This window comes from Bacteroides salyersiae (genome assembly GCF_031172035.1).
In the GTDB taxonomy this organism is placed as follows: domain Bacteria; phylum Bacteroidota; class Bacteroidia; order Bacteroidales; family Bacteroidaceae; genus Bacteroides; species Bacteroides salyersiae.
Genome location: NZ_CP133452.1, coordinates 4685207 through 4709703 on the forward strand (window position 1 = coordinate 4685207; position 24497 = coordinate 4709703).

Genomic DNA, 24497 nt, shown 5'->3' on the forward strand with positions numbered 1-24497 from the left:
ATTACGGAAGTTTGTTTTAGAAAGAAAACAAATTTTAGAGGAATATTAGCATAAACGGAGAGGAAACGCTACATTCGCGTTAATAATTTGCCAATGTGCCAATATGCCAATGTGCCAATGGAAGAATGAAAAAATTGGGGAATGTAAAGAATCAGAATAATGGGAAAGAGTGTCGATATAGAAAATAAGAAAATGAGAAAAGATGTCAATGTGCTCCCCCACCGGACAGCGCAGCCCATTGGCACATTGGCATATTGGCACATTGACACATTATTAATTGGCACATTATTATTATTCATTTGTTTATCATTTCCGCTTTCTTCGTTTGCCCAAAGCGGAGAAATTGAAAAAACAGTTGCAGTAGCAGATAGCTTGCAAACGAAAAAGCGTCCCAATGGATTCATAAGGGCTTTCAATTATCTGTTTAATCCCAATGATATCGATACGACTTATATCGGGCCCAACCGATATAACTATGCTTTAATGCTGGATCATTTCACGAATTACGAATATTACGCCATAGGCAGTAATACTCCCGAATCACAACGATTACGGTTCTCTCCCAATCCGCGCAACAAGATCGGCCCTTACTTCGGTTGGCGATGGATCTTCTTAGGATGGTCTATCGACACGGACGGACTTTACGGCAAGCAAAAAGGAAAAAGAAAAGGTACGGAATTCGATTTGAGCCTTTACAGCGCCAAGTTAGGAGTGGATATCTTCTACCGTCGCACGGGTAACGATTATAAAATACATAAAGTGACCGGCTTCGATGATATTGCCAGTGACTATTCCGAAAGCTTCGACGGTCTGAAAGTAGACATGAAAGGGTTAAATCTCTTCTATGTATTCAATTACCGCCGCTTCTCTTATCCGGCAGCTTTCAGCCAAAGTACCAACCAAAGACGAAGTGCCGGTTCAATGATCGCCGGTTTCTCTATCTCCACGCATGATCTGAACTTCGACTATACCCGATTGCCGCAGGCTATCCAAGGAAGTATGAACGAGGATATGAAAGTAGAACATATCAAATATACCAACATCAGCCTCACGTTTGGATATGCCTACAACTGGGTATTTGCCCGTAATTGGCTGGCCTGCCTTTCGCTCACTCCCGCCGTAGCCTACAAGACATCACGCATCGAAAAGATAGAATCACAAACCAATGATTGGTACAAAAACTTCAACATTGATTTTATCCTGCGTGCAGGAGTGGTTTATAACAACAGTAAATACTTTGCCGGCACTTCTTTCGTCGGCAGATCGTATGACTATTACCGGGATAATTTCTCGATGAACAATGGTTTCGGTACCCTACAAGTATATGCAGGATTCAACTTCTATCTAAAAAAGCAATACAAGAAGAAAAAATAATGCCTTATTCCACCAACCCCGGCTGATATTCCGGGTAGCGGCACTGAACTCTACTCCCCAAAGGTTAGGAACAATCTGACCAGAATAAATCTAACAAAAATCAGAGTATTAGAAAAAAGAAAATGTATTATCAATGGTATCAGTAAAAGTATCATGCCGCAACATCTTCTTTATGCAAGGATTTATTTCTGTATTAGGGATCAAACCCTACGAAGAAATAAATGGAAAACATTTAAAAATTTATTATATAACAGCAATTTTATCTCAAATATTTTTGTATTTTTGTTGGTAACGTAAAATATCTATTGAACAACGTAATTTACAGAGTTAATTAACTGATAATATTGACTACACCCATATAATCTTTGTAAAAATGAAAAGATTAATCTACATATTATCCTTTGCAATCTTTTTACAAATGAATGCACAAACATTCAATTCTGGCCAAAAATGGACAGATTTTCATACCAACAAGAATGCTTTATCCCATCCCGTACCAACTAATATCCAAAAGAACTTCGACATCGCCATAAATGAAATAAGCCAGATGTTGAAAGGGGAAAAACCTCTAAGTTTTAAAAAGGCGGTTTTTCTTGTAGAAAATGCCTATTATGAAGGCCAAATGAGTTGGGAGGATTATAACAATGAAATATTGAGAATAAAACCTATACTTGATAAAATGATAGATAATCGTAATTTAAGGCAGTATAAAACTGCCGGAAATTGGGCTGTCTTTACATATATGTCTGATAGTATTCCTGAAAATGATTTCAAACCGTATCAGTATGACTTTGAAAATTTTATGAGTAATTCAAATATAGAAAGTTCATTGGTTTCACGTCTTTTGAAAAGAAAAAGAGGTAATTGTAGGTCATTACCATTTCTTTATAAGATTTTAGCCAATGAAGTTCATGTGGAGGCGTTTATAGCGGTTGTCCCCATGCACTGCTATGTAAAACACAAAGATGAGAAGGGAAATTGGTGGAATCTGGAAATGACAACAGGAACATTTTCCCGATCAAGCTTTATCATGGAAACCTTCAATGTTTCTGAAGTTGCTATAGAAAGTGGCTTATTTATGAAACCATTATCAAAAATTGAATCTGTTGCATTTTGTATATGTGACTTATTAAATTATTATGAGCATAAAACAGGAAGATATTCAGATGACTTTATCAAGAGGTGTTACGACATTGGTCTACGGTACTATCCCAATAGCCAATTACAAATTAGCAAAGGAAACGATTTAAAATTCCGATTAGACAGTAAAATAATCGATATGGGTTTGAACGGATATAGAGATATCGCCAAGTTCCCAGAACTTATGAAAGAGTTTGAAGTAATGGATTCCACATTCAAATATCTTACAAAAATTGGCTATTCTACGTTAAAATCAGAAGATTATGAGAGAATGGTCAATGATATAAAAGTAAAGCAAACAAAACTGAATACAAAAAAATAACATAAATCCATGTACATTATGAAAAGACAAGTCTTATTTTTGAGTATGACAACCTTTTTTGCGTTGAACGCTTTAGCACAAACTCCTTATGACAACTTTGCACCGGAACAAAGTGTAAAGCCAATCATTGAAATGCCTAAAATGCATTTTAAAGTGGCAAACACAAACCTCAATAGCGAAATACGTAGCATAGAATTTGATAAAAACACCTTATCTTTAAATTTATTAAACGAAAGTGACAGTGTTCTCAAATCAATTACTCTTAATCCAAATGATAAGAAGTTTACATCGATAGATCCACTTACTGAAAAATATTATCATATCAGTCCTTATGCGTATTGTATGAATAATCCTATAAGATATATTGATCCAAATGGTATGGATGTGTATCGTTTTGATGATAAAACAGGAGAAATGCATTTATTTCTACAAACCGATGACGACTTTGACCAGATTGGTCGTTTTAAATATGATAAAAAGACAGATACTTATGTGCTTAAAACAAATAAAAATGGAGAAGCTCGAACCCGAATTGATAATATAGAAAAAGGCATCTTAAGTGATGGTATGAATTTTAAGACTAATGCTAATGTTTGGGAAGTAGGAGGTCAAGAGCAACCAACTGTTGAAGGATTCCAAAATTTCGCCATCGATTTTTCCGAAATGATTGGAAGAGAAGTTGCAGGTTTTTATTTTTCAGATCCAGAGCAAAACGATGTAAGCTATATCCATATGGGGAAATACGAAAACAATAGATATAACAAATCTCATTCAACCCCGAGTATATATAGTGTCAGACCGGATTTGTATGGTAATATAGCTCCACATACTTCATGGCATACTCATCCATCCACAGCACCTCTTGCAGATAGATTACGACCTTCCGGATTAACTACTCCGGGCGGAGATATGGAGCATAAACAAAATCATGTTCCGCAAGGTTTTCATACTTTCATAATACTGACAAAAGGATATCCTCCAATACTTTATTGATTATGAAAATAAGATATTATATTTTATTAATCACTATGCTTGCAGTTTCGGGCTGTGCTGTATGGAAAAAATCGTTATCTGCCAATGGAGATATCTATGTCGCAATCAATAATTGTATTATTGACTTCATCAATACTTCTAATTTATTCAAAGCTGACAGTATATTCGCTATAGATATCATTGAAAACGAAGATATCTATGTTATTGGCATTGGTGGAGCAGTAAATAAAATCTATCCGCACATTCGAGATACAATTGGAGCTAAAAACGATCTTTTCCCCAATAAATACATAATCCGAGAAGGAAAACTGTTTTATTGGAATGATCCCAAGCAAGAGATTACCCAAGAAATTATTGATGTTTTGTCTCGATATGATGCGATAGATTTAGATTGGAGAAATCGTGAGTATAATATACCTCTAAATATACCTGACGGCGATCCGAGAATAATCTATATACCTCCGATGGTGATTGATGATGCACAGAAAGGTATAGTTTACTACATTTGTAAAAATGATTTTACTATTTATAAAAAAACTGGATTCAATACAATATACCACCATTATAAGCAACCTGAGTTGAAATGTAATAATTAGATTTATTATTTCTTATAACTTAAATAAGACAACCCTTATTTCTATAGTATACAAAGGTATATCCCGAGAAGGAATGTATAACAAAAAAATACATATTAGAGGATATTCACCTATTTTCTATTAAAAATTGCCATTTACAAAAGAACAGCAAACACTTATTTGGAAATTAATCAATTACTTTTAAAAACTTAGAAGAGTACACTATAACGTCTAAAATCAATTACCATGCAGGTTTTGGCATTTCAAAACAAATAGAGACCACCTTCATAAGTACAATATTGTCATTTATGAAAAACAAAATACCTTATCATAATATGATTAATCTAAAAGTAGAGTTGTACACAACGAACTCCTTCACCGGAATTGGTCTCTTCAGACTTGCGCATATCAATCCTAAATTCTTCCATTGTTGATTTTAGCTTTGTGAATATCGGTAATCGCTTGGTGAAACGCCCGTTATTTTCTTGAAGACAAAACTGAAATATTGTACATTCGGATAACCTAATTGCCGGGCAACAACGGTGGACGTTGTACCGGATTCCATCAACATTCGTTTGGCAGCCTCCAACCGTTTGAATTGGAAATACTGTTCCAAAGTCTTACCCGTTTCAAATTTTAACAGGTCCGTAAAGTAAGCAGAAGAGAGGTTGAGTCTTTCCGCGAAATAATCGGGTGCAGGAAGTTTCCCGCTTTGCAATTTTCCAGAACCTATATAATCCTCAAGTAACTGCTCCATTTTTTTCAGAATAGCCTTATTCTTGTTTTCACGGGTGATAAACTGACGTTCATAGTAACGAGTGCAGTAATCCAGCAATAATTCGATATGCCGTGAAAGGATAGTCCTGCTATGCGTATCAATCGAATGATGCAGTTCTTCCTCTATATTCCAAAGACAACAAGTAACTTTCTCCGTTTCACGCTGCGACAGATGCAGTGCTTCTTCTTTATGATAGTAGAAAAATGTGTAATTATTAATATGGTTCCTCAATGTGGTCTGAAACAACAAGTCCGGGTGAAATACCAACAGAAAGCCTTTACCGGGTAAGGTTTTTTCCTCGTTCATACGGAAAACTTCACCCGGTTTAAGAAATACCATTGTCGCATTGGAATAATCATAATATTTCCGGCCGCAACATGAACATTCATCCGGACAGTCTTCTATCAGCAAGATAGCGTAGAACTCGAACTTAACAGTATTCTGCTCCAGACACGGATTCTCCAGATTAATAAGGCTCACCTGAGGATGCAATGTCTTGCAGTCCAAACAACGGTTACATTCATGCACGGTATTAAAGTCCAATGTATTTTTCTTCTCCATATTCTTCTCACTGATTATTCGGTACACGGTATTCGTCAGGAGTGCACCTCACCCGCTTTTTGAACAGACGACAAAAGTGCTGCGGGTATTGGGATTCCGGCAAATAGGCAATCTGGCTGACGGTATCCTCTGTACCGCCCATACGTTCCTTTGCCATTCCGATCACTTTCTCCTGAATGTGTTCCTGTGGTATCCTGCCGGGTGGCTTCATTCAAATCGATTGCACTGACCAACGGATTCAAAGTTTCAAAACCGTACAATTTGTGGTATTGGTCTACACTGCCCAAGTTGAATATCTTATCCATAATTATTGCTATTTAATCCTCAAAAGTACCTCGGTTGCATATCAATTACAAAAGTACAAGATAATCCTGTCACTCCGACAACCTTAATTACGGATTGTATAACCCCAGTTACAGATTACATATAATCTCCTTGTATCAGTATCATAAAATCTGTAATTGAGGTCTAAATAATCGGATTCAACTTCTATCTAAAAAAGAAATACAAGAAGAAAAATAACACTTTATTCCACCAACCACCGGCTGATATTCCGGGTGGCGGCACTGAACTCTACTCCCACTTTTACAACCTCACGCCCATCAGACAGATAAGGAATCAAGTATCCCTTATCATCTATCTGCTGCAAAGCCTGTTCTGCAGTACCGTTCAGCTTGAACTCGAATACATAAATATATTTAGGAGTTTTTACGACAGCATCCGCACGGCCGCAAGCACTACGTACTTCCGCTTCGGTAAACTGCCCCATTAATTTAAATACCAAATAGAAAATGACCTGATAATAACGTTCCTTTTCTTCGTTCAGTTCATAAGAGAAATCAGCAAAAAAAGCCTTTAAACGGGTAAGAAAGGCAGGAACATCACCACTTTCTAATTCTTGAATAAACTTACCTATATAGAAACGACGCTCCCCATCCGGTATAGGAGTATAAAAGGGCAGAATAAAGTTCATAAAGCCATACTTCACCTCATCATTCGGAAATCCCAAACGATATACCTTAAAACGTTTATCATACTCTTTTATCGTCAGATAACCACTTTGATAAATCAACGGAATAGGATTTTCCGCATCAGCACGATATTCGGAAAAAGCAGCAGAAGAAGCTTCCACGCCGTCAATCAGAACCCGAAGATCGTAATCACTTTGCTTGAGCAACTCTACAAGAAAAGTAGGTGTCCCGGTCTGAAACCAATAATCATTGAATTCCTTTGCTTTCAACGCATTGAGCACACTGAACGGATTGAAGACTCCCTCACCGGCCGGATGGAAAAGGTAACCGTCATACAAACGCGTCATCTCATCCACCGTTTCTTCATAAGACAACTCGCTGACCTTACCGAGAACCTCCAGTTCCGGACGAAAAACAGCCGTCAGCTCCTCTTTCGTTATACCGCAAACAGTGGCATAGTCATACCATAAACTTATATCCTGCAACTGGTTCAAGTCACTAAATACACTGACTTGTGCAAACTTTGTTACCCCCGTCAGAAAAGCAAAACGCAAGTAACGGTCGGCACTCTTCAGTACACCGTAAAAGGCTTTTAGAGTATCCCGGAATTCAGAAAGTAACGGCTCATTCCGCATAGCTTGAAGTAACGGCTTGTCGTATTCATCGATCAAGACAACAACATTCTTGCCAGTTGATTCTGCAGCACGACGAATAACTCCCATAAAACGATTGGACAAAGTTAATTCATCGTCTCCTTTTCCATATTTAGCCTCCCACTGAGTAAGGTGATTGCTAAGAATAGCATGTAGTCCTTTCGGAGAATCATACTTTTCGGCATTCAAATCAAGATGCAGCACCGGATAAGTATTCCATTCCTTTTCCAGTTTCTCTATGGCCAAACCCTCAAAAAGTTCTTTTCTCCCTTCAAAGTAAGCTTCGAAAGTAGACAACAACAAACTTTTACCAAAACGGCGGGGACGGCTTAAAAAATAAGGTTTTCCCGTATTAGCCATCCTCCAAACTAATTCAGTCTTGTCCACATAAAGATATCCTTCTTTACGAATATCCTCAAAAGTCTGTATTCCTATAGGAAGTTTACGATTCAAATCAATCATAAGGCCGTTGTTTTAATAATGAAAATACTTAAACGCAAAGATACACTTTTCTGTTCAATATCAGGATGCAGATGAAAGAAAGAAAAAAAGAAAGCGTAGGGCCTGTTCAAATTTTCCTCAGCATTATTTAAGCAGGCTCTACATAGATTCAAAAGATTCTTTGTACATTTGCCGCGTTCAAAAAAAACATTTGCTGCATTCTGAAAAAATAAAGAAAGAGAATGAAAACCATCCGCCATACCCATAAACCTGTTGTCCGCTTCCGTTGTTGGAGCCGGAAAGGGTATGCTGCCTTTGCCAGCCTGGGGCGCCAGGTCACTATCGGGCAACTGCATCTCAACGTGACGGAACGTTCACTCTCCAAACAGAAAGCGGCTCAAACAATCCCATTCAATTTATTTATGACTATTGAAGAAATGAAAGACCAGGTGCTGGGCGGTATCGATATAACGCCCGAGCAAGCAGCTTGGCTGGCTAATACAGCCGATAAAGAGGCGCTCTATGCAGCTGCCCATGAGATTACCGTGGCCCGTGCACAGCACGAATTCGACATGTGTTCCATCATCAATGCCAAGTCCGGACGCTGCCCGGAAAACTGTAAATGGTGTGCGCAATCTTCCCACTACCAAACCCAAGCGGAGGTATACGACCTCGTCAGTAAAGATGAATGCCTCCGACAAGCACAATACAATGAAGCACAAGGCATAGCCCGATTCTCCCTCGTCACCAGCGGACGAAAACCCTCTCCGAAACAACTTACTCTGCTTTGCGACTCCGTCCGCCACATGCGACGGCATTCCTCTATCCGGTTGTGCGCTTCATTAGGCCTGCTGGAAGAAAATGAACTTCGTGCTTTGTATGACGCCGGTGTCACCCGCTATCATTGCAACCTGGAAACAGCTCCTTCCTATTTTCCCCGGCTTTGCTCTACCCATACGCAAGAGCAGAAACTCACTACCCTGCGTGCCGCACGGCAAGTAGGCATGGACATCTGTTGCGGAGGTATTATCGGCATGGGAGAAACGATGGAACAACGCATCGAATTCGCCTTTACTCTCAAAGAACTCGGAGTACAGTCCATCCCGATCAATCTGCTCAGCCCCATTCCGGGAACTCCCCTCGAACATACGCCTTCCTTAAGCGAAGAAGAAGTCTTAACCGCTATCGCACTTTTCCGCTTTATTAATCCGACAGCCTATCTCCGCTTTGCAGGAGGGCGTTCGCAGCTCTCACCGGAAACGATGAAACGCGCGCTGCACATCGGCATCAATTCGGCGATCGTGGGAGATCTGCTGACTACCCTCGGTTCGAAGGTGTCGGAAGACAAACAAATGATCCGGGAAGCCGGATATGAACTTCCGTCTTCACCATTCGACCGTGAACACCTATGGCATCCATACACCTCGACCACTCACCCACTGCCGGTATACAAAGTGGCACGGGCGGATGGGGCAACAATTACCTTGAGCGACGGAACCGTACTCGTCGAAGGGATGTCTTCATGGTGGTGTGCCGTGCACGGATACAACCATCCGGTGCTGAACAACGCGGCACAGGAACAGCTGGCGAAGATGTCGCATGTGATGTTTGGCGGGCTCACCCATGATCCCGCTATCGAACTGGGCAAGCTGCTGTTGCCGCTGGTTCCTCCTTCCATGCAGAAGATATTCTATGCAGACTCCGGCTCGGTGGCAGTAGAAGTGGCCTTGAAAATGGCCGTGCAATATTGGTATGCTGCCGGGAAAGCGGAAAAAAGCAATTTCGTCACCATCCGCAACGGATATCATGGAGATACATGGAATGCCATGTCCGTCTGCGATCCGGTGACCGGTATGCATTCTCTGTTCGGCTCTGCCCTGCCTATCCGCTATTTCGTGCCACAACCGAAATCGCGTTTCGACGGAGAGTGGAACCCCGAAGATATCCTGCCCTTGAAAAAAGTGATAGAAGAACATGCCGGCGAACTGGCAGCACTTATCCTCGAACCCATCGTACAAGGGGCAGGCGGTATGTGGTTTTACCATCCCCAATATCTCCGGGAAGCCGAAAAGCTGTGTCGCGAACACGGAATACTAATCATCTTCGACGAGATAGCCACCGGATTCGGCCGTACAGGAAAGCTCTTCGCATGGGAACACGCAGGTGTAGAACCGGATATCATGTGTATCGGTAAAGCATTGACGGGAGGTTATATGACTCTGTCCGCCGTGCTGACCACCAACGAAGTAGCGGACAAAATCTCCAATCATGCCCCCGAAGCTTTTATGCACGGCCCCACTTTCATGGGAAATCCGTTGGCATGTGCGGTAGCTTGCGCATCGGTAAAGCTATTATTAGAATCCGGATGGCAAAAGAAGGTACAATGCATTGAGGAGCAATTGAAACGGGAACTGGCCCCGGCACGTGCACTCTCTTCCGTAGCCGATGTACGGATATTGGGAGCCATCGGAGTGATCGAAACCCGACAACCGGTAGACATGGCCTATATGCAACAACGGTTCATAGAAGAAGGTATCTGGGTTCGGCCTTTCGGTAAGCTGGTATACCTGATGCCGCCATTCATCATCACACCGGAACAATTAACCCGACTGACAAACGGAATTGTAAAAATAATGAATAATTTGCCAATGTGTCAATGTGCCAATATGCCAATGAGAGAATGAAGAAATAAAAAATGGAAGAATGAAAGAATAAAAGAAATATAATATCCAATCTCCACCATATGGCACATCCTTTTTCATAGCGCAGCCCATTGGCACATTGGCATATTGGCACATTAAATAATTATTATATATGATCCTCATCGAACAAATGCAACAGGAATTGCAGGAACTGGAAGCAAAGAGTAACCTGCGAAAATTGCCCGGTATCCTGCACGAAGGACGGGACGTTATTGTAAACGGACAACGGATGCTGAACCTCTCATCAAACGATTATTTAGGGTTGGCAAACGATATAGAGTTGCGTAGGGATTTTTTGGAAACACTGACACCGGAAACATTCCTGCCTACTTCCTCTTCCTCACGTCTGCTGACGGGAAACTTCACAGCCTGCGAACAGTTGGAGCAACAACTCGCTACGGCTTTCGGTACGGAAGCGGCACTGGTATTCAACAGCGGATACCATGCCAATACGGGTATCCTTCCGGCTGTAAGCAATGCCCGGACACTGATTTTGGCAGATAAGCTGGTACATGCCAGCCTAATAGACGGTATACGTTTGTCGGCAGCCAAAAGCATCCGGTACCGGCACAACCAATACGACCAGTTGGAACGGTTGATAGAAATAAACCACACGGAATATGAACGGATCATCATCGTCACGGAAAGCATCTTCAGCATGGACGGAGACGAAGCGGATCTCCGCGAACTGGTTCGTCTGAAAAAAAAATATGCTAACGTATGGCTGTATGTAGACGAAGCACACGCTTTCGGAGTACGCGGGGACAAAGGACTGGGATGTGCGGAAGAACAGGAATGCATCTCTGACATCGATTTTCTGGTAGGTACATTCGGCAAGGCATTGGCATCGGCAGGCGCTTACATTGTCTGCCGGAAAGTGATACGGGAATATCTCGTCAATAAAATGCGTACTTTTATCTTTACAACTGCACTGCCGCCTGTAATCATTCAGTGGACCTCTTTCGTATTCACCCGTCTGCCCAATTTCCGTCAGAGACGTGAAAAGCTGCAATTGGTAAGCAGTAAGCTCAAAGAAACATTGGAACATAAAGGATACGTCTGCCCCTCAAGCAGCCATATCATACCTATGATCACAGGAGAAAGCAGCATAGCCGTCCGGAAAGCGGAAGAGTTACAGCGTAAAGGTTTTTATGCCTTGCCCGTCCGTCCGCCTACGGTACCGGAAGGAACATCACGCATCCGCTTTTCATTAACAGCAGAAATAAGTGAAGAAGAGATAGTAAGATTGACCACTTAACACAAGAATTGATGAAACAATATATCTATACGCCATCGCTGTATACCCACACAGCACCGTCACATATCCATACGTCGCCTCCGCAAGAACCTCCGCGCCTTTTACTTTTTTTTGCAGGCTGGGGAATGGATGAACATCCTTTTTTACAATATGCTCCCCAAGACAGTGACTTTATGATCTGCTATGACTATCGGACACTTGATTTCGACACCTCCCCTTTAACCGGTTACACCGTCATCGATGTAGTGGCATGGTCGATGGGAGTTTGGGCCGCTTCACAAGTTCTGTCAAAGGTTTCACTACCCATTCGCAGACGCATTGCCATTAACGGCACCCCTTTTCCTATTGACGAGAAGCGGGGCATCCCGCCCGCTATCTTCATGGGTACGTTGGAGGGGCTGAACGAAGCATCCCTCCGAAAATTCCAACGCAGGATGTGTGCGGACGGAAACGTTTTTGCCCGCTTTCAGCTTACAGCCCCCGAACGAAGCATAGAAGAACTGAAAGAAGAACTTGCTGCCGTCGCAGAACAATACCGAATACTCCCTACCGGGACATTCGCATGGGAACAGGCTATTATCGGTGAAAGTGATCGTATTTTTCCTCCCACTAACCAGCGCGCAGCCTGGAAAGGAATTTCCATGTCTAATATAGACGGAAACGAAGCCCACTATGACGAATCCCTCTTTATCAAGTATCTGAAAGAAATATGAATAAAGCCCTGATAGCCGAACGCTTCTCAAAAGCCATCGGCACTTATGCCCAGAAAGCAGACATACAACAACAAATAGCGGAAAAGATGACCTGCCTGTTACAGCAACATCTCCCGGCAACTCCTTTCAATAAGGTAGTGGAATTCGGCTGCGGCACCGGAAACTATTCCCGCCTGCTTTATCACACCTTACAACCGAAACAGTTTTTCCTGAACGACCTCTGCAACGGAATGCAGGCCTGCTGCCACGATCTGCTCGATCAAGGTGCCATATTCCTCACCGGAGATGCCGAAACACTCGACTTCCCCGAAGATACGGAACTGCTGACCTCCTGTTCTACCCTACAATGGTTCGAAAGTCCGGAAAATTTCTTCCACCGTTGCCACCACCGCCTAAGCAGGAATGGCTACCTCGCAATCACCACTTTCGGGCAGGAAAACATGAAAGAAATACGCAGCGTGACCGGACAAGGACTTCCTTACCGCTCGCTTTCGGAACTCGAAGCAGCACTCACCCCTCACTACGACCTCATTCATTCGGAAGAGGAGAGACTGCATCGTTCTTTTCCCTCCCCCCTGCAAGTGCTTTACCATCTGAAAGAGACAGGAGTGACGGGAACCGGAAAACAGCACTGGACCCGGCGCGAACTAAACCGTTTTTGTGAAGAGTACATCCGCTTGTTTGGCGACAACCAATCCGTACCTCTCACTTATCACCCGATTTATATCATTGCAAAAAAAAGAAGCCTCTCCCCCGACCCCTCCCCAAAGGGAGGGGAGGAGGAGAATGTATTGTAAACTATTAATCTAATAACAACTATCAATTTATAAAACAACAACTATTAATTTATAAAACAGTACTCTCCCTCTCTCCCCTCCCTTCGGGGAGGGGCCGGGGGAGAGGCCCACAGAAACAATGAAACAGAATGTATTTTTTGTCTCCGGTATCGATACAGATGCCGGAAAAAGCTACGCCACCGGATTCCTGGCTCGTGAACTCACCCAAAAAGGCAACCGGACGATCACACAAAAATTTATCCAAACGGGGAATGTCGGCCATTCCGAAGACATCGACCTGCACCGCCGCATCATGGGAATCCCCCCTACCGAAGAGGACCGCGCAGGACTTACCATGCCCGAAATCTTCTCTTACCCCGCTTCCCCGCATCTCGCCTCCCGGCTGGACGGGCGCGCCATCGACTTCTATAAAATGGAACAGGCCACAGCCGAGCTCAGTCGCCGATATGACACCGTTCTGCTGGAAGGTGCCGGCGGACTTATGGTACCGTTGACCGAAGACCTGCTCACAATCGACTATATAGCACAAAAAAAATACCCGCTTATCTTCGTCACATCCGGCAAATTAGGAAGCATCAATCATACACTGCTCAGCTTCGAAGCCATACGTCACCGGGGAATCCGTCTCGACACCGTGATGTACAATCTTTACCCCACCGTAGCAGATAAAACGATACAGGAGGACACCTTGATATTTATCCGGAAACAGATGGAAAAATATTTCCCGGATGCACAATTCATACTTGTACCGGAAATATAGAATTAATTGCTTATCTTTACAACCTGTATCCCCGGCTGTCTGCAATGACAGCCGAATCTGTAATGATAACCGGATCTACAATAATAACCGGACAGAGATAACAGCCGGATTATAAAAAGCAATATCGGCATAAAAGCAATATCAGTATGAGAAAAATAATACTTTCGGTAAGCATTCTGCTCTCTTTCACCTCTTTATTGAAAGCGCAAGAATCCTCTGCCACCAAAGTTTTCGAATACCGGCCGGCACCCGGACAGTTCATCAACCTCTTGCCCGCCTACGCAAACGGAGATAATGAACAAACGATCTGCAACAAATGTCTGGAGGCTTTCAAAACAACCCAACTGGTCAGTTTGGGAGGCTTCGGGGGATACATCGTTGTGGGATTCGACCACAGCATCATCAATGTGCCCGGTGAGTATGACTTCAAAATAGATGCCAATGCCATGGACGGCCCCTACGGCATTTCATCGGAACCCGGCATTGTATTGGTATCCGTAGACTCCAACCGTAACGGACTTCCGGACGATGAATGGTACGAATTGAAAGGCTCGGAATACAATAACCCGCAAAGTATCAAGAATTACACGGTGACTTACACCAAGCCCGACCGAAACGATGAAGACATAAAATGGGTCGATAATAAAGGGAAAAGCGGAGTCATTCAATATATGGGTTCACAAGGACATAAGCAAGCCCACTACCCTCTATGGATTAGCGAGCGGACACTGACCTTTACAGGAACACGGTTACCGGATAATGCGGTAAAAATCAGTAGCAATCCGGAAAAGTGGAAACAAGTAGCTTATGCATACGGCTATGCCGATAACAAACCGAATAATACCGATGGTGCCAAATTCAAAATCGACTGGGCAGTGAACGAAAAAGGAGAAACTGTTTCCCTCGATAAAATAGACTTTATCAAAATATATACTGCCGTAAACCAGCAATGCGGATGGCTCGGCGAATTATCTACTGAAATCCTGTCGATAGACGACCTGCATCCGACAGCCACTTCTATCCATTCTTACGATCTGAACTCCAAAATCGACTACCGGGACGGAAATCTGACAGTCACAAGCAAACGTGAATGTACTTTAGAAATTTATAACCTGCAAGGAATATTACTAAAATCAGAACGAATCGGTCAAGGAAAATCCACCCTACCTCTTCTGTTACCTAAAGGCATTTATCTGATCAGAACGGAAGAAACAAGCAGAAAACTTACTATAAACTAATTCAAAGGAAAATTAATTAAAGGGAGATGGGAGATTTGAGATGGGAGAAGTACTATGCAGCATGATAGCGCAGCCTACTTCTCCACTCTCCATCCTCCCATCTCCCTTTTTTCCTTCTCCCTTGAATTAATTATTTCACTGTAAACCGTTTCACAACTGTCTGTTCTGCGTTATACAGCTTCAAGAGATACATACCCTTTTCCAGACCGCCGACTACGATGGTGGCATCACCGGAATTGTTTTCCTGTATCAGTACTTTCGCACCACTTACAGCAATCACTTCGATGGTGTAATTTTCCAACTCAGTCACGATATTCAGCTTGTCGATAGCCGGAACCGGATAGATAGAAGTAGAAACACGAACGCGGTTACTTTCCATACCGATCGCTTTATTGACAGTAAGCGGAATCTGTACAAACTGTATCTTTCCTTTCTGAACGGCACTAACCAGCAACGACAGGGATGAACCGGCTTCCTTACCGGTAACCAACAGTTTTCCATCTTCCAATGTGATGGTTGCTACTTCATCATCAAACGGTTCTTCGATCTGATAGTCAATAGAAGCATCGGCATCATCAAAGGTAAAGAACTGAGCCAGATTGATAACCGTCTCCTCAAAATCGACATCCTGTTTAGCTCCTTGCTTCACTTCGCGATAACCGTTAAAGTCGTCCATACAGAAATAGGTCGGTGTAGTGAGTCCGTATGAATTCTGCTTCGTACCCTCCATCCGGAACGAAACTGCTTTCACCTTACCCAACGGACGAAGATCTACCCACTGCCAAGTATCCAGACAGTAATGATCTGCTTCTTTCTTCGAAGTATAATCAGCTAAATAATAATCCAGTGAAGTAGTCGTATTATCTACCGCCTTTCCTGTAATGATCAATTTCAGATAATCACCGGTTACGAAACCTCCGGCAACATCCGATTGTCCGTCCCCCTTCAGAACAGACTCTTTCACCCATGCCGTATTGGATACATAGAATCCACGAATGGAGTCTCCTTCGGCCTTATTATTCGTCACATCGATTGCATGAGGAATACCTGTATAGACATAAGAAACCGCGTAATTATCAGAATTGTGTCCACTTCCTACCGCCGAACGATATTGGTCGCTCAAACCGGAATATTCCACAGATGTCTGATTGGAACATGCAAAACCCGACCAATAGGTAGATGTATGCCTATTGTTACTGAAAGCGTACGAACCGCTATAAAGTGTAGAGAAAGTTCCGTTACCGGCAAAATCATCTTCCCCTTCACCGTTCCAATAACTTTCTTCTTTCAGATAAACATCTTCGAAAGTAGCCGTATACGCATTACCTTCTACGGTAATCACTACCTCATCCGTATCCGTAGCTCCCCATGCATCGGTTACCGTCAACGTACATGCAGTTGTATTTTTAGCATCGAATGCATAAGAGACCTCCGTAGAAACCACTTCCTGCATAGCATTTTTCCACACATAGGTATAAGGTGCCACACCGGTAGAAACCGTAGCAGTCAGCGTCACGCGGTCTTTTTCCTGAACCGTCCGGTTGGCTATATAAACCAACAGGTCAAGAGGTTCGCCACTAAAGTTATCCAGATAAGCATCTCCCGCAGAAGTCATTTCGATCTTCGTTATCAGACCTTTGTCCTTCAAATTGCTGAATACCCATTTACCATCCGTTGCTCCTAAAGTGAAGGTATGTTTCTGATCTGCTTCATCATAAACATCCATTGTCACCGGTTCACCGGCTTTCAGGAAGAATCCGGTCAAAGGAATTCCCTTATCGGAATTGGTGAAGGTAATGGTTCCTTTGGCTCCTATCTTAGCTACCTTCTTACCAACGACTACCGTATCGTCCGCATCTTCTACCGTAAATCCGGAGAACTTGGCAGTTCCGTCTTCAAAGTCGCCCTCAACGGCAGTAACCTTCTCGAAAGTAGAAACTGCGGTCGGTGTATAGGTAGTGGTGAACACGTCACTGGCAATTACTTCGGAACTGACCTCTTTCAGATTCTGCAGAACCACATAAAGTATGTATTCCGTCTGATTCGCCAAACTGCTCAGAACAACAGAAGCCTCTTTTCCCTTTCTCAGTTGCAGTACTTGTTCGGAAGCCAAAACTTCTTCCTGCGTCGGTGCAACCGCTGTTTTTTCCTTCACTAACAGGAATGCTTTTCCGCTCAGATCGACTTTCAATACGGCAGTAGCTTCCTCGTGCGTAATGTTACTGAAAGAAGGATAGCCCTCTACCAGAACCGGAGTATTATCGGAAACATCACCGTATTCATAGGCACCGATGGTAGGAGTCTGCTCATCGCGGACAGTACCGTTCAAGTCCGTCGTTACAAATGCCAACGGCTTCGCATTCTTCAAATTACCGGTTTGTGCAGGTTCGAGTACTGTTTCCGAAAGGAAAGACGTTTGTTCGTTGTAGCTGTCCTTTTCTCCGGAAAGTACTTTCCAGGCCTCAAAATCATTGACGGCAGTACCGGCATAGGCAAATGCAGTACCGGAAGTATAGGTCATATTGTTGGAGAAAACGATTCCGGTGAAATAATCCTTACTGTAAATCCGGTAAACATGCCCGGTCGCTTCGTTTTGCAGAATATTATTCCGAACCGCACCATTGCTTATGCTGCTATTGATAAACAGAGCTGCAGAAGAATTGTACACACCGGTCAGTCTTACTGTATTATAAACGATATTCAAGTTAGTAGACACTTCTTTACTACCGACTTTTATACCATAGAAAGAACTGTAAGCTCCCGCATTTGCATTGCAAACGACATTTATTTCATTATTATGAATGCTTCCCGGAGCTTCCTGACCAGCTTTTATATACTCGGTATATATACCGGTGGCGTCTTTGGAAGTAGCAAGATTTATGATATTATCCGCAATGACACACTGTTCAAATCCCCTTCTCATATCGAGTGCAGTGTAAGACGCAGTAGCCCGGTCGTTATAAAATTCATTACCGGTAACAGAATAAGCTTTCATTCCTTGCAGATAAATCGCTTTAGCACCTTGATTACGGAAAGTATTGTTCCGGACACAAGCTCCTGCCTCATAAGACGGAGTATTGACCCAACTGGCCCCTAAAGACATTCCTTTGTTAGCTCCTTCCAAAAGACAATTCTCAACAACCAGATAGTCGTTCGTATCGGCAGCTATATTACGGCTATACGTTTCGATCAAAGACATGTCTGCCGACATTTCCGTATACAGATAACAATTCCTGACCGTCACATAACAACTGGCATCTTTCAAACGAACGATGGCCGGATAAGAGACATCCGAAGAAGTCACCGTCACCCCGTCCAATGTAAAATAATCCGCGCCTGCAACGGTGACTACACCATAGCCGGCATGTACTTTTTCATTCGAATCGACATCCGGAGCAATGTATCTGCCACCGACAATCTTCACATCACGGTAACTACCGCTTTTCGACTTAATGGTAATGGTGTTGACAGCAGATGTTCCCTTTATCTCCGCAATATTTACCACTTCATTGTAAGTTCCGTTCTCCAGTTCAAATACCACAGGACCGTCGATACCATCTTTCATGGCATTTACGGCATCCCCGATAGATGCATAATCGGCCTTGTCCGAAACACCGACCGTATAAGTACCTTTGAAACCTTCCACAATATACCCTTCGGCAGAGAACGGCTCTTCTATCTGAGTTTCGGTGCCCTGTGCCGTTACACTCACAGGTGTTGCCTTAATCGTATTTCCTGTCAAGGCATCTCCGGATATATCATAAACCAACCAGAATTTATAGATACCGGGTAAAGTAGCCGTGTAGTTTCCGTCAAACTGATAAGGCAGTTCTTTCAGTGTTTCACCATATTGATTCGTGTTCATAAATACGCTCACGGTATCCGTGCAATAAACTCTTGCCGAAGCAATATCCGTAGAGAATGAAGTGCCTTCATTGCTGAACTTCAAAGCATCGAGCGTGAATTCTCCTTTATCGCCTTTGATTTCCACATCTACACGAAGCATCACTGCATTAGCTCCTCTGAGGAAAGAACGTTCATTTACCGGAACAACTTTCAGTCCACCCAACGACAGAGGTTGTATCTCGTATTCGCTTACCTCTATTTCAAATCCATCGAGTCCGGTACTGGAACCGTAACTGGCTGTCTGGAAATACAGAGTTATCTTGCCATCTTCGGAGAATGAAACGACCTCCTGAGGATACTTGGTAGACTCGATCAGTAAATCTTCTTTATCCCCTTTTTCTCCTCCGTAATACACATACATCTTATCACTGCCACCGATATTCCATTTTTTCAATGTCAGTTTAAGCGTTTTTCCGGCATGTTCGGGTTCAAAAGTCACCGTTCCTTTAAAGCCGCGAGTGATACCACCCTCTACTCCGCCTTCGTCGTAGAACATCAGAGATTGAGAACCAACCTTGATTGTTCCGTTCTCTCCGGATTTCATGACATAGATACTCTTTGTCACACGTTCCCCCGCAGGGTCACCGGATACCGGCTCTTTTACATCACCACTTACTTTCACAGATGTCAAAGCAGCATCGATGGATTGCTCGGCAGCAACATTCTCCTTCATATCATAAGCAATCCAATAATAAGAAGCTCCTTCAAGAAGTTCCAACGGATTGGTCAATGTCAGTTTCAAGGCAGCAGATGAAGCATCCGGAAGAGCTTCCGCTATGGGTGAAGCAAGGTTCAATACGCTATCCTTGCCCGATGTATATACGTACGCCTTGCTTACTTTATCTTGGGCGCCTTTCATATTCAAGGTGATTTCTTCCAGTGAAAGAGGAGTCTTATCTCCGGCTGTCAGTATCTTAAAGCCGATAACCTCTTGATTGGCCGCTGCCGGAGAGGTAGGAATAACCTGGGTGCTTGCCTGAAAAGCATTCACCGAACTAAATTCCATCGGTACGGAAAGATATTCACGCACCTCGGCTTGCCAGCCTTTTGCCGTATAAGAAGCAGAAGTGGTCTTCGCATCAAATACAACGGTCAATGCTCCGTCTGCCGATTCCGAACGAAGAATACGTTCGGGACCTTTATCCTTGTCATCTGCCGTAGTCAATGACCAAAGCAGCTTACCTCCGGTTCCTTTTCCGCTATAAACTTCAAATTTAGCTCTTGGATAATAAGAAGAAGCAGTAGAATGATAATACAGATGAAAATCGCTGAATTCCAACTCTGCAATCATTCCTTTCGTCCCGGGAATAAAAGTCACGATCTGATCGCCCTCAACAGGATTATATCCATCATAGTATGAAGACGGATTCTTGGTACTGGCAAAGTCCCACGTTCCGAAAATGGTCTTTTCAAATGTACCGACCACTGAAAGATATTCATTCTTCACCGTTCGGAAACCTTCCGGATTACCGTTCGCTACTGCATGAGACTGTCCGGAAAGAGTGATCCCGGTACAGCCGCCATCAATCACTTCACCGCTCTGTGTGTCTGCTTTCAAATCGTATGCCAACCAAAAATAATTATCCCCTTCGACCAAGCTCTGCGAACAACTGCTCAATTCGAAAGCCGCATTCCCTGTTAAATCAACCTCACCCACTTTCACTGTATTGGCAAAGACATTGCTTTTTCCGGTATAATAAACCGTAGCTTTTGACAAATGAGATAAAACCGTAGTTCCTTCGGCAGTAAACTTAAATGCTTGCGCAACAAGAGGAATAGTATTTTCCGTCTTAATATTGACAGAAAGAATCGGTTGCGAAACATCACCGGCCACGACAGTACCTTCGGTATATTGAGCAGGAACAATTTCTTTCACCTCCATTTGCACGGGAGTATACTCGGACACAACGGCTTCAAAACCATCTTTTAAGTTATAATCGGTTATCTGTATGGTTTTTAAATAGACAGTCAGTGACCCGTCTTCCGCCATTGACTTCACAACCGCCGGTACTCCATTGCGCATGATTGTATTTAAATCAGCTTCACTGACAGTTTTTCCATCGTAAATCTTCATCACATCATCATTGGTAGAAGTGCTATATATATTTTCATATAAGCTTACTTTGGAAAAGTCTATCTGAATTTTATTTCCCGGAGTAGTCGGAACAAATGTTACTGTCCCTTCAAACTTTGAAGAGATTTTCCCATCTTTTCCACCATCATCATAAAAAAAGAGATTATCGCTCCCCACCTGATAAGTGGCGGGAGTAGCAGACATCAGAACCGTATGCGGAATAGTCAAAGTAACGGGGGTAGCCGCTATAAAGCCCTCTACTCCGGTGGTATGGGCAGTCGTTGTTACCTTCGAAACAACAGCTTGCACCTTTGCTCCGAACACTGCATCCGCCTTGACATCACCTGCAATGGAAAACCAGTTCCGACCGGAAGACAGCGCTTTAGCTAATGTCAAGGTATAAGTACCGTCATTCTCGGTAAAAGTTGTTTCCAAAGGTGTCTCTCCGTCAAAATTCAGTTCAGCACCGGCATACAGTTTCAACTGTCCGGGTTCTACAACTTCATTTATAGGAAGCGTAAACGAAACACTCGTCAGATTCTCCGGTTTCATGATTCCTTCGGTATCTACATAAAAGCTGACTAAATTTACCGCTTTTTTAGCTACAGGCTCGGTTTCCACTTGCTCGTAAGAAGAACCGGAACCTATAACCGTCATATCTTCCACCTTTACACAACTCACTTTAGCTACCCAACCGGAGCAATTGGTTGCATTCACGAAATGAAACCCGACAGAGAGTGCTCCACTGGGATCGGTAGAAAAATAAGTTTTATTGGTATAAGTCCCGCTAAGCGTTTCCAACAGTTCACCTTCCGGCAATTTAGATGTATTTGAAACTCCATAGGTCGTTGTAGGAAATTTATAGTCCGCACCCGGTTCCAAAATTCCGTTATAAATATTCAAGTAAGCCGGATTAGTGGTCCATGAAGTCTCATACTTTAATACCTCTACCGACTCAAAAGTTATTTGAATTACTTTCCCTTCTTCCGCCGGTTTAAAAACAACGGCCGACAAGGAATTGTAGCTACTGCTACCCTTTATCATATCTTCTCCCCAATGATCATAAAACGTAATCTCATCGGAAACGATCACCGCCCCGTCTTCGGGCATTCCGAATTGGGGCATAAGCACAACATTCGGGTTATCAGAACCTTGTCCCCATGAATACATGGGGATGGCACTGAGCACCAATCCGAGTGTCATCAAAAATAAATGCGTAATTCTTTTCATAAGCATTTTAATTAAACAATTATTTGAACTAAAACTAAATATTCAAACTCTTGAATAACTTTTGCCAAACGAAAAAAACAGAGATTGCCCTAAGAAATGCAGGCATTGAAATAGGTCCTAAAACGTCTCTTTTAGTCTATTACTCTCCGCTTTAACTCCCGAAAGCATCAGATATTATAAAAATTGGCAGGTCTTCTGACTTGTCTCTCCCTCCGGATGCCTTCCCATAAAGCAGGGCGCTTTACAGTGACATTCTTATCCGGGTTCTACGAGAATTACAGCAGCGGGTACTGTTACCGATTCGCACGGTATTCCCTTTTTATGCATCACAACTCGATGCAAACCAATTTTTTGCAAAGGTAAACTTTATTTTTGAAGTAATCTCAGAGCCTGTTTAAATTTTCCTTTTAAATGTTTTTATCAGTTTATCTTGAGCAAAATTAAAACGAAATGGGGATGTGTCAAAACTCCCCTTTTCGTTCTCATTTAAAACCGGTTCTTATTTCAGTTCGTCTTCGGTAAGTTCCCGAATCACCTTGCAAGGATTGCCCACAGCTATCACATTGGCAGGAATATCCTTTGTCACTACACTCCCACCACCTATGATGCTATTATCTCCGATTGAAACTCCCGGCAGTATCACTACATTCCCTCCAATCCAGACGTTATGTCCTACCGTTACCGGATAAGCGTATTCCCAACCGACTATACGCTGTGCCACATTTACAGCATGCCCGGCCGTATAAATACTCACATTCGGCGCCAATAATACATTGTCTCCGAATGTCACCAAAGCCTCATCCAATATAGTACATCCCATATTGGCATAAAAATTCTCACCAACACGGATGTTATAGCCATAATCGCAACGGAACGGCTGTTCGATAAGTAGCTGCTTGCCGGTAGCACCTAAAAAATGTTTCAATATTTCAGTACGCTTTTCCATTTCCGACGGATGCAGATTGTTATATTCAAACAATATCTCTTTCGCGCGGGCACGTTCCGTCACCAATTCATTACAAAAAGCCAGGTAAGGTTCACCCGCCAACATCTTCTCTTTGTCTGTTTTCATATCTTTATATATCCTAAGTTACGGGAAATCCGACTCATAAGGACAACAAATATAGATGAATTAATGAAAAGTGGATAAGATTTCTTATAGGAAACCTGATTTTTTACTATAAATAAGCCTTTTGGGAAAAATCGTCAACTATTCCGGTAAAATTGCTATTCTCCTGTCTTAGAAACAACTCTATCTTTGCAATAGTAAAAAACAATAAAGAATGAACTATATGAAATCAATTAAAATCTTAACTGTGACATTTTCGCTTATGTTGACTTTTATAACATCAGCCTGTGCAGGCAATAAAGATAGCAAAAGTATTAACTCTCAAAAAGAAAAGAATGATATGGAAGTAATAGCATTGACCAAAGCAGATTTTCTAAAAAAAGTATATAACTACGAAGCTAATCCCAATGAGTGGAAGTTTGAAGGCAGTCGTCCTGCAATCATTGATTTTTACGCCACTTGGTGTGGTCCCTGTAAAGCGATGGCACCGATACTGGACAGTATAAGCAAAGACTATGCCGGGAGAATCGATGTCTACAAAATAGATGTGGATAAAGAGTCTGAACTTGCGGGAGCATTTGGCATTCAAAGCATTCCCACTCTATTGATGATTCCGGCAAAGGGAGAACCTAAAATTTTACAGGGAGCCATGCCGAAAGATCAACTTACTAAAATAGTAAACGAGTTTCTATTAGAAAAGAAATAAAGGTAGAAGGACGTATCCAAGAGATTTTATAGATACTTCCGGGACATAGAAGTATTTGTTAAAATTGACTCGTTATTTCAGACGCAACTTTCACTGTTACACAGATGTATTGGTTTATCACGAAATAATAAACCGGGTGTAACCAGTGAAAGTTGCGTCTGATTTATATTCTATTTTTATTTATATATACAAAATACATCTTTATTTTGTAATATAAATGCCAATATATGTAATGC

Annotated in this window: 15 protein-coding genes, 1 pseudogene and 1 riboswitch; of the genes and pseudogenes, 11 read left to right on the forward strand and 5 right to left on the reverse strand. The window is 42.5% G+C overall.

Features of this window, described 5'->3' with window-relative positions; translation table 11 throughout:
- The first annotated feature begins 159 nt into the window (after nt 1-159).
- The 4 genes from RB604_RS17955 to RB604_RS17970 all read left to right on the forward strand — a co-directional run bounded on the left by RB604_RS17955 (nt 160) and on the right by RB604_RS17970 (nt 4425).
- Nucleotides 160-1374, forward strand: a complete 1215-nt coding sequence (locus RB604_RS17955; protein ID WP_007481863.1) for a DUF4421 domain-containing protein — start codon at nt 160-162, stop codon at nt 1372-1374.
- Nucleotides 1375-1747: 373 nt separating this feature from the next.
- Nucleotides 1748-2836: a hypothetical protein gene (locus RB604_RS17960; RefSeq protein ID WP_055294129.1), complete on the forward strand. Its 1089-nt coding sequence runs from the start codon at nt 1748-1750 to the stop codon at nt 2834-2836.
- A gap of 18 nt (nt 2837-2854) precedes the next feature.
- Nucleotides 2855-3829, forward strand: coding sequence for an RHS repeat-associated core domain-containing protein (locus RB604_RS17965; RefSeq protein ID WP_007481859.1), 975 nt, complete (start codon nt 2855-2857; stop codon nt 3827-3829).
- Between the two features lie 2 nt (nt 3830-3831).
- Complete coding sequence (locus RB604_RS17970) at nt 3832-4425, forward strand: hypothetical protein (protein WP_224206243.1); 594 nt, start codon at nt 3832-3834, stop codon at nt 4423-4425.
- A 415-nt stretch (nt 4426-4840) separates the two neighbouring features.
- On the opposite strand, the gene RB604_RS17975 is transcribed toward RB604_RS17970, so the two are convergent.
- The 3 genes and pseudogenes from RB604_RS17975 to RB604_RS17985 form a co-directional block, all read right to left on the reverse strand.
- Entirely contained in the window at nt 4841-5743 is a 903-nt protein-coding gene (locus RB604_RS17975) for a helix-turn-helix domain-containing protein (protein WP_007481826.1), read from the reverse strand.
- Nucleotides 5744-5750: 7 nt separating this feature from the next.
- Nucleotides 5751-5951: pseudogene (locus tag RB604_RS17980) on the reverse strand (helix-turn-helix domain-containing protein); the annotation flags it as partial.
- Between the two features lie 318 nt (nt 5952-6269).
- On the reverse strand, nt 6270-7829 hold the full coding sequence (locus RB604_RS17985) for a PD-(D/E)XK nuclease domain-containing ATP-binding protein (RefSeq protein WP_005930618.1): 1560 nt from the start codon (nt 7827-7829) through the stop codon (nt 6270-6272).
- Nucleotides 7830-8050: 221 nt separating this feature from the next.
- On the opposite strand from RB604_RS17985, the gene bioA reads away from it, so the two are divergent.
- From bioA to RB604_RS18015, 6 genes are all read left to right on the forward strand, one after another.
- Nucleotides 8051-10492, forward strand: a complete 2442-nt coding sequence (gene bioA, locus RB604_RS17990) for an adenosylmethionine--8-amino-7-oxononanoate transaminase (protein WP_007481822.1) — start codon at nt 8051-8053, stop codon at nt 10490-10492.
- A gap of 130 nt (nt 10493-10622) precedes the next feature.
- Entirely contained in the window at nt 10623-11768 is a 1146-nt protein-coding gene (locus tag RB604_RS17995) for an 8-amino-7-oxononanoate synthase (protein ID WP_007481820.1), read from the forward strand.
- A gap of 11 nt (nt 11769-11779) precedes the next feature.
- Entirely contained in the window at nt 11780-12481 is a 702-nt protein-coding gene (locus tag RB604_RS18000; RefSeq protein WP_007481819.1) for a DUF452 family protein, read from the forward strand.
- Nucleotides 12478-13278 carry a malonyl-ACP O-methyltransferase BioC gene (gene bioC, locus RB604_RS18005; protein ID WP_007481817.1) on the forward strand — a complete coding sequence of 267 codons (801 nt, stop codon included), beginning with the start codon at nt 12478-12480 and terminating at the stop codon, nt 13276-13278. Before RB604_RS18000 ends, bioC begins: the two co-directional genes overlap by 4 nt.
- A gap of 118 nt (nt 13279-13396) precedes the next feature.
- On the forward strand, nt 13397-14038 hold the full coding sequence (gene bioD / locus RB604_RS18010) for a dethiobiotin synthase (protein WP_007481815.1): 642 nt from the start codon (nt 13397-13399) through the stop codon (nt 14036-14038).
- Nucleotides 14039-14184: 146 nt separating this feature from the next.
- Complete coding sequence (locus RB604_RS18015; protein WP_055294131.1) at nt 14185-15276, forward strand: T9SS type A sorting domain-containing protein; 1092 nt, start codon at nt 14185-14187, stop codon at nt 15274-15276.
- Nucleotides 15277-15406: 130 nt separating this feature from the next.
- Here RB604_RS18015 and RB604_RS18020 read toward each other — a convergent pair whose 3' ends face one another.
- The gene (locus tag RB604_RS18020; RefSeq protein WP_055294329.1) at nt 15407-22486 is read right to left on the reverse strand and encodes a DUF4465 domain-containing protein; all 7080 of its coding nucleotides are present in this window, start codon (nt 22484-22486) and stop codon (nt 15407-15409) included.
- Nucleotides 22487-22654: 168 nt separating this feature from the next.
- Nucleotides 22655-22849, reverse strand: a riboswitch (cobalamin riboswitch).
- Between the two features lie 136 nt (nt 22850-22985).
- A complete protein-coding gene (locus RB604_RS18025) occupies nt 22986-23558 on the reverse strand; it encodes a sugar O-acetyltransferase (protein ID WP_007481810.1) in 573 nt (190 codons plus the stop codon).
- Between the two features lie 220 nt (nt 23559-23778).
- On the opposite strand from RB604_RS18025, the gene trxA reads away from it, so the two are divergent.
- Nucleotides 23779-24261 (forward strand): thioredoxin, encoded by a 483-nt coding sequence (gene trxA, locus RB604_RS18030; RefSeq protein WP_055294331.1) that lies wholly within the window; start codon nt 23779-23781, stop codon nt 24259-24261.
- Nucleotides 24262-24497: the final 236 nt, after the last annotated feature.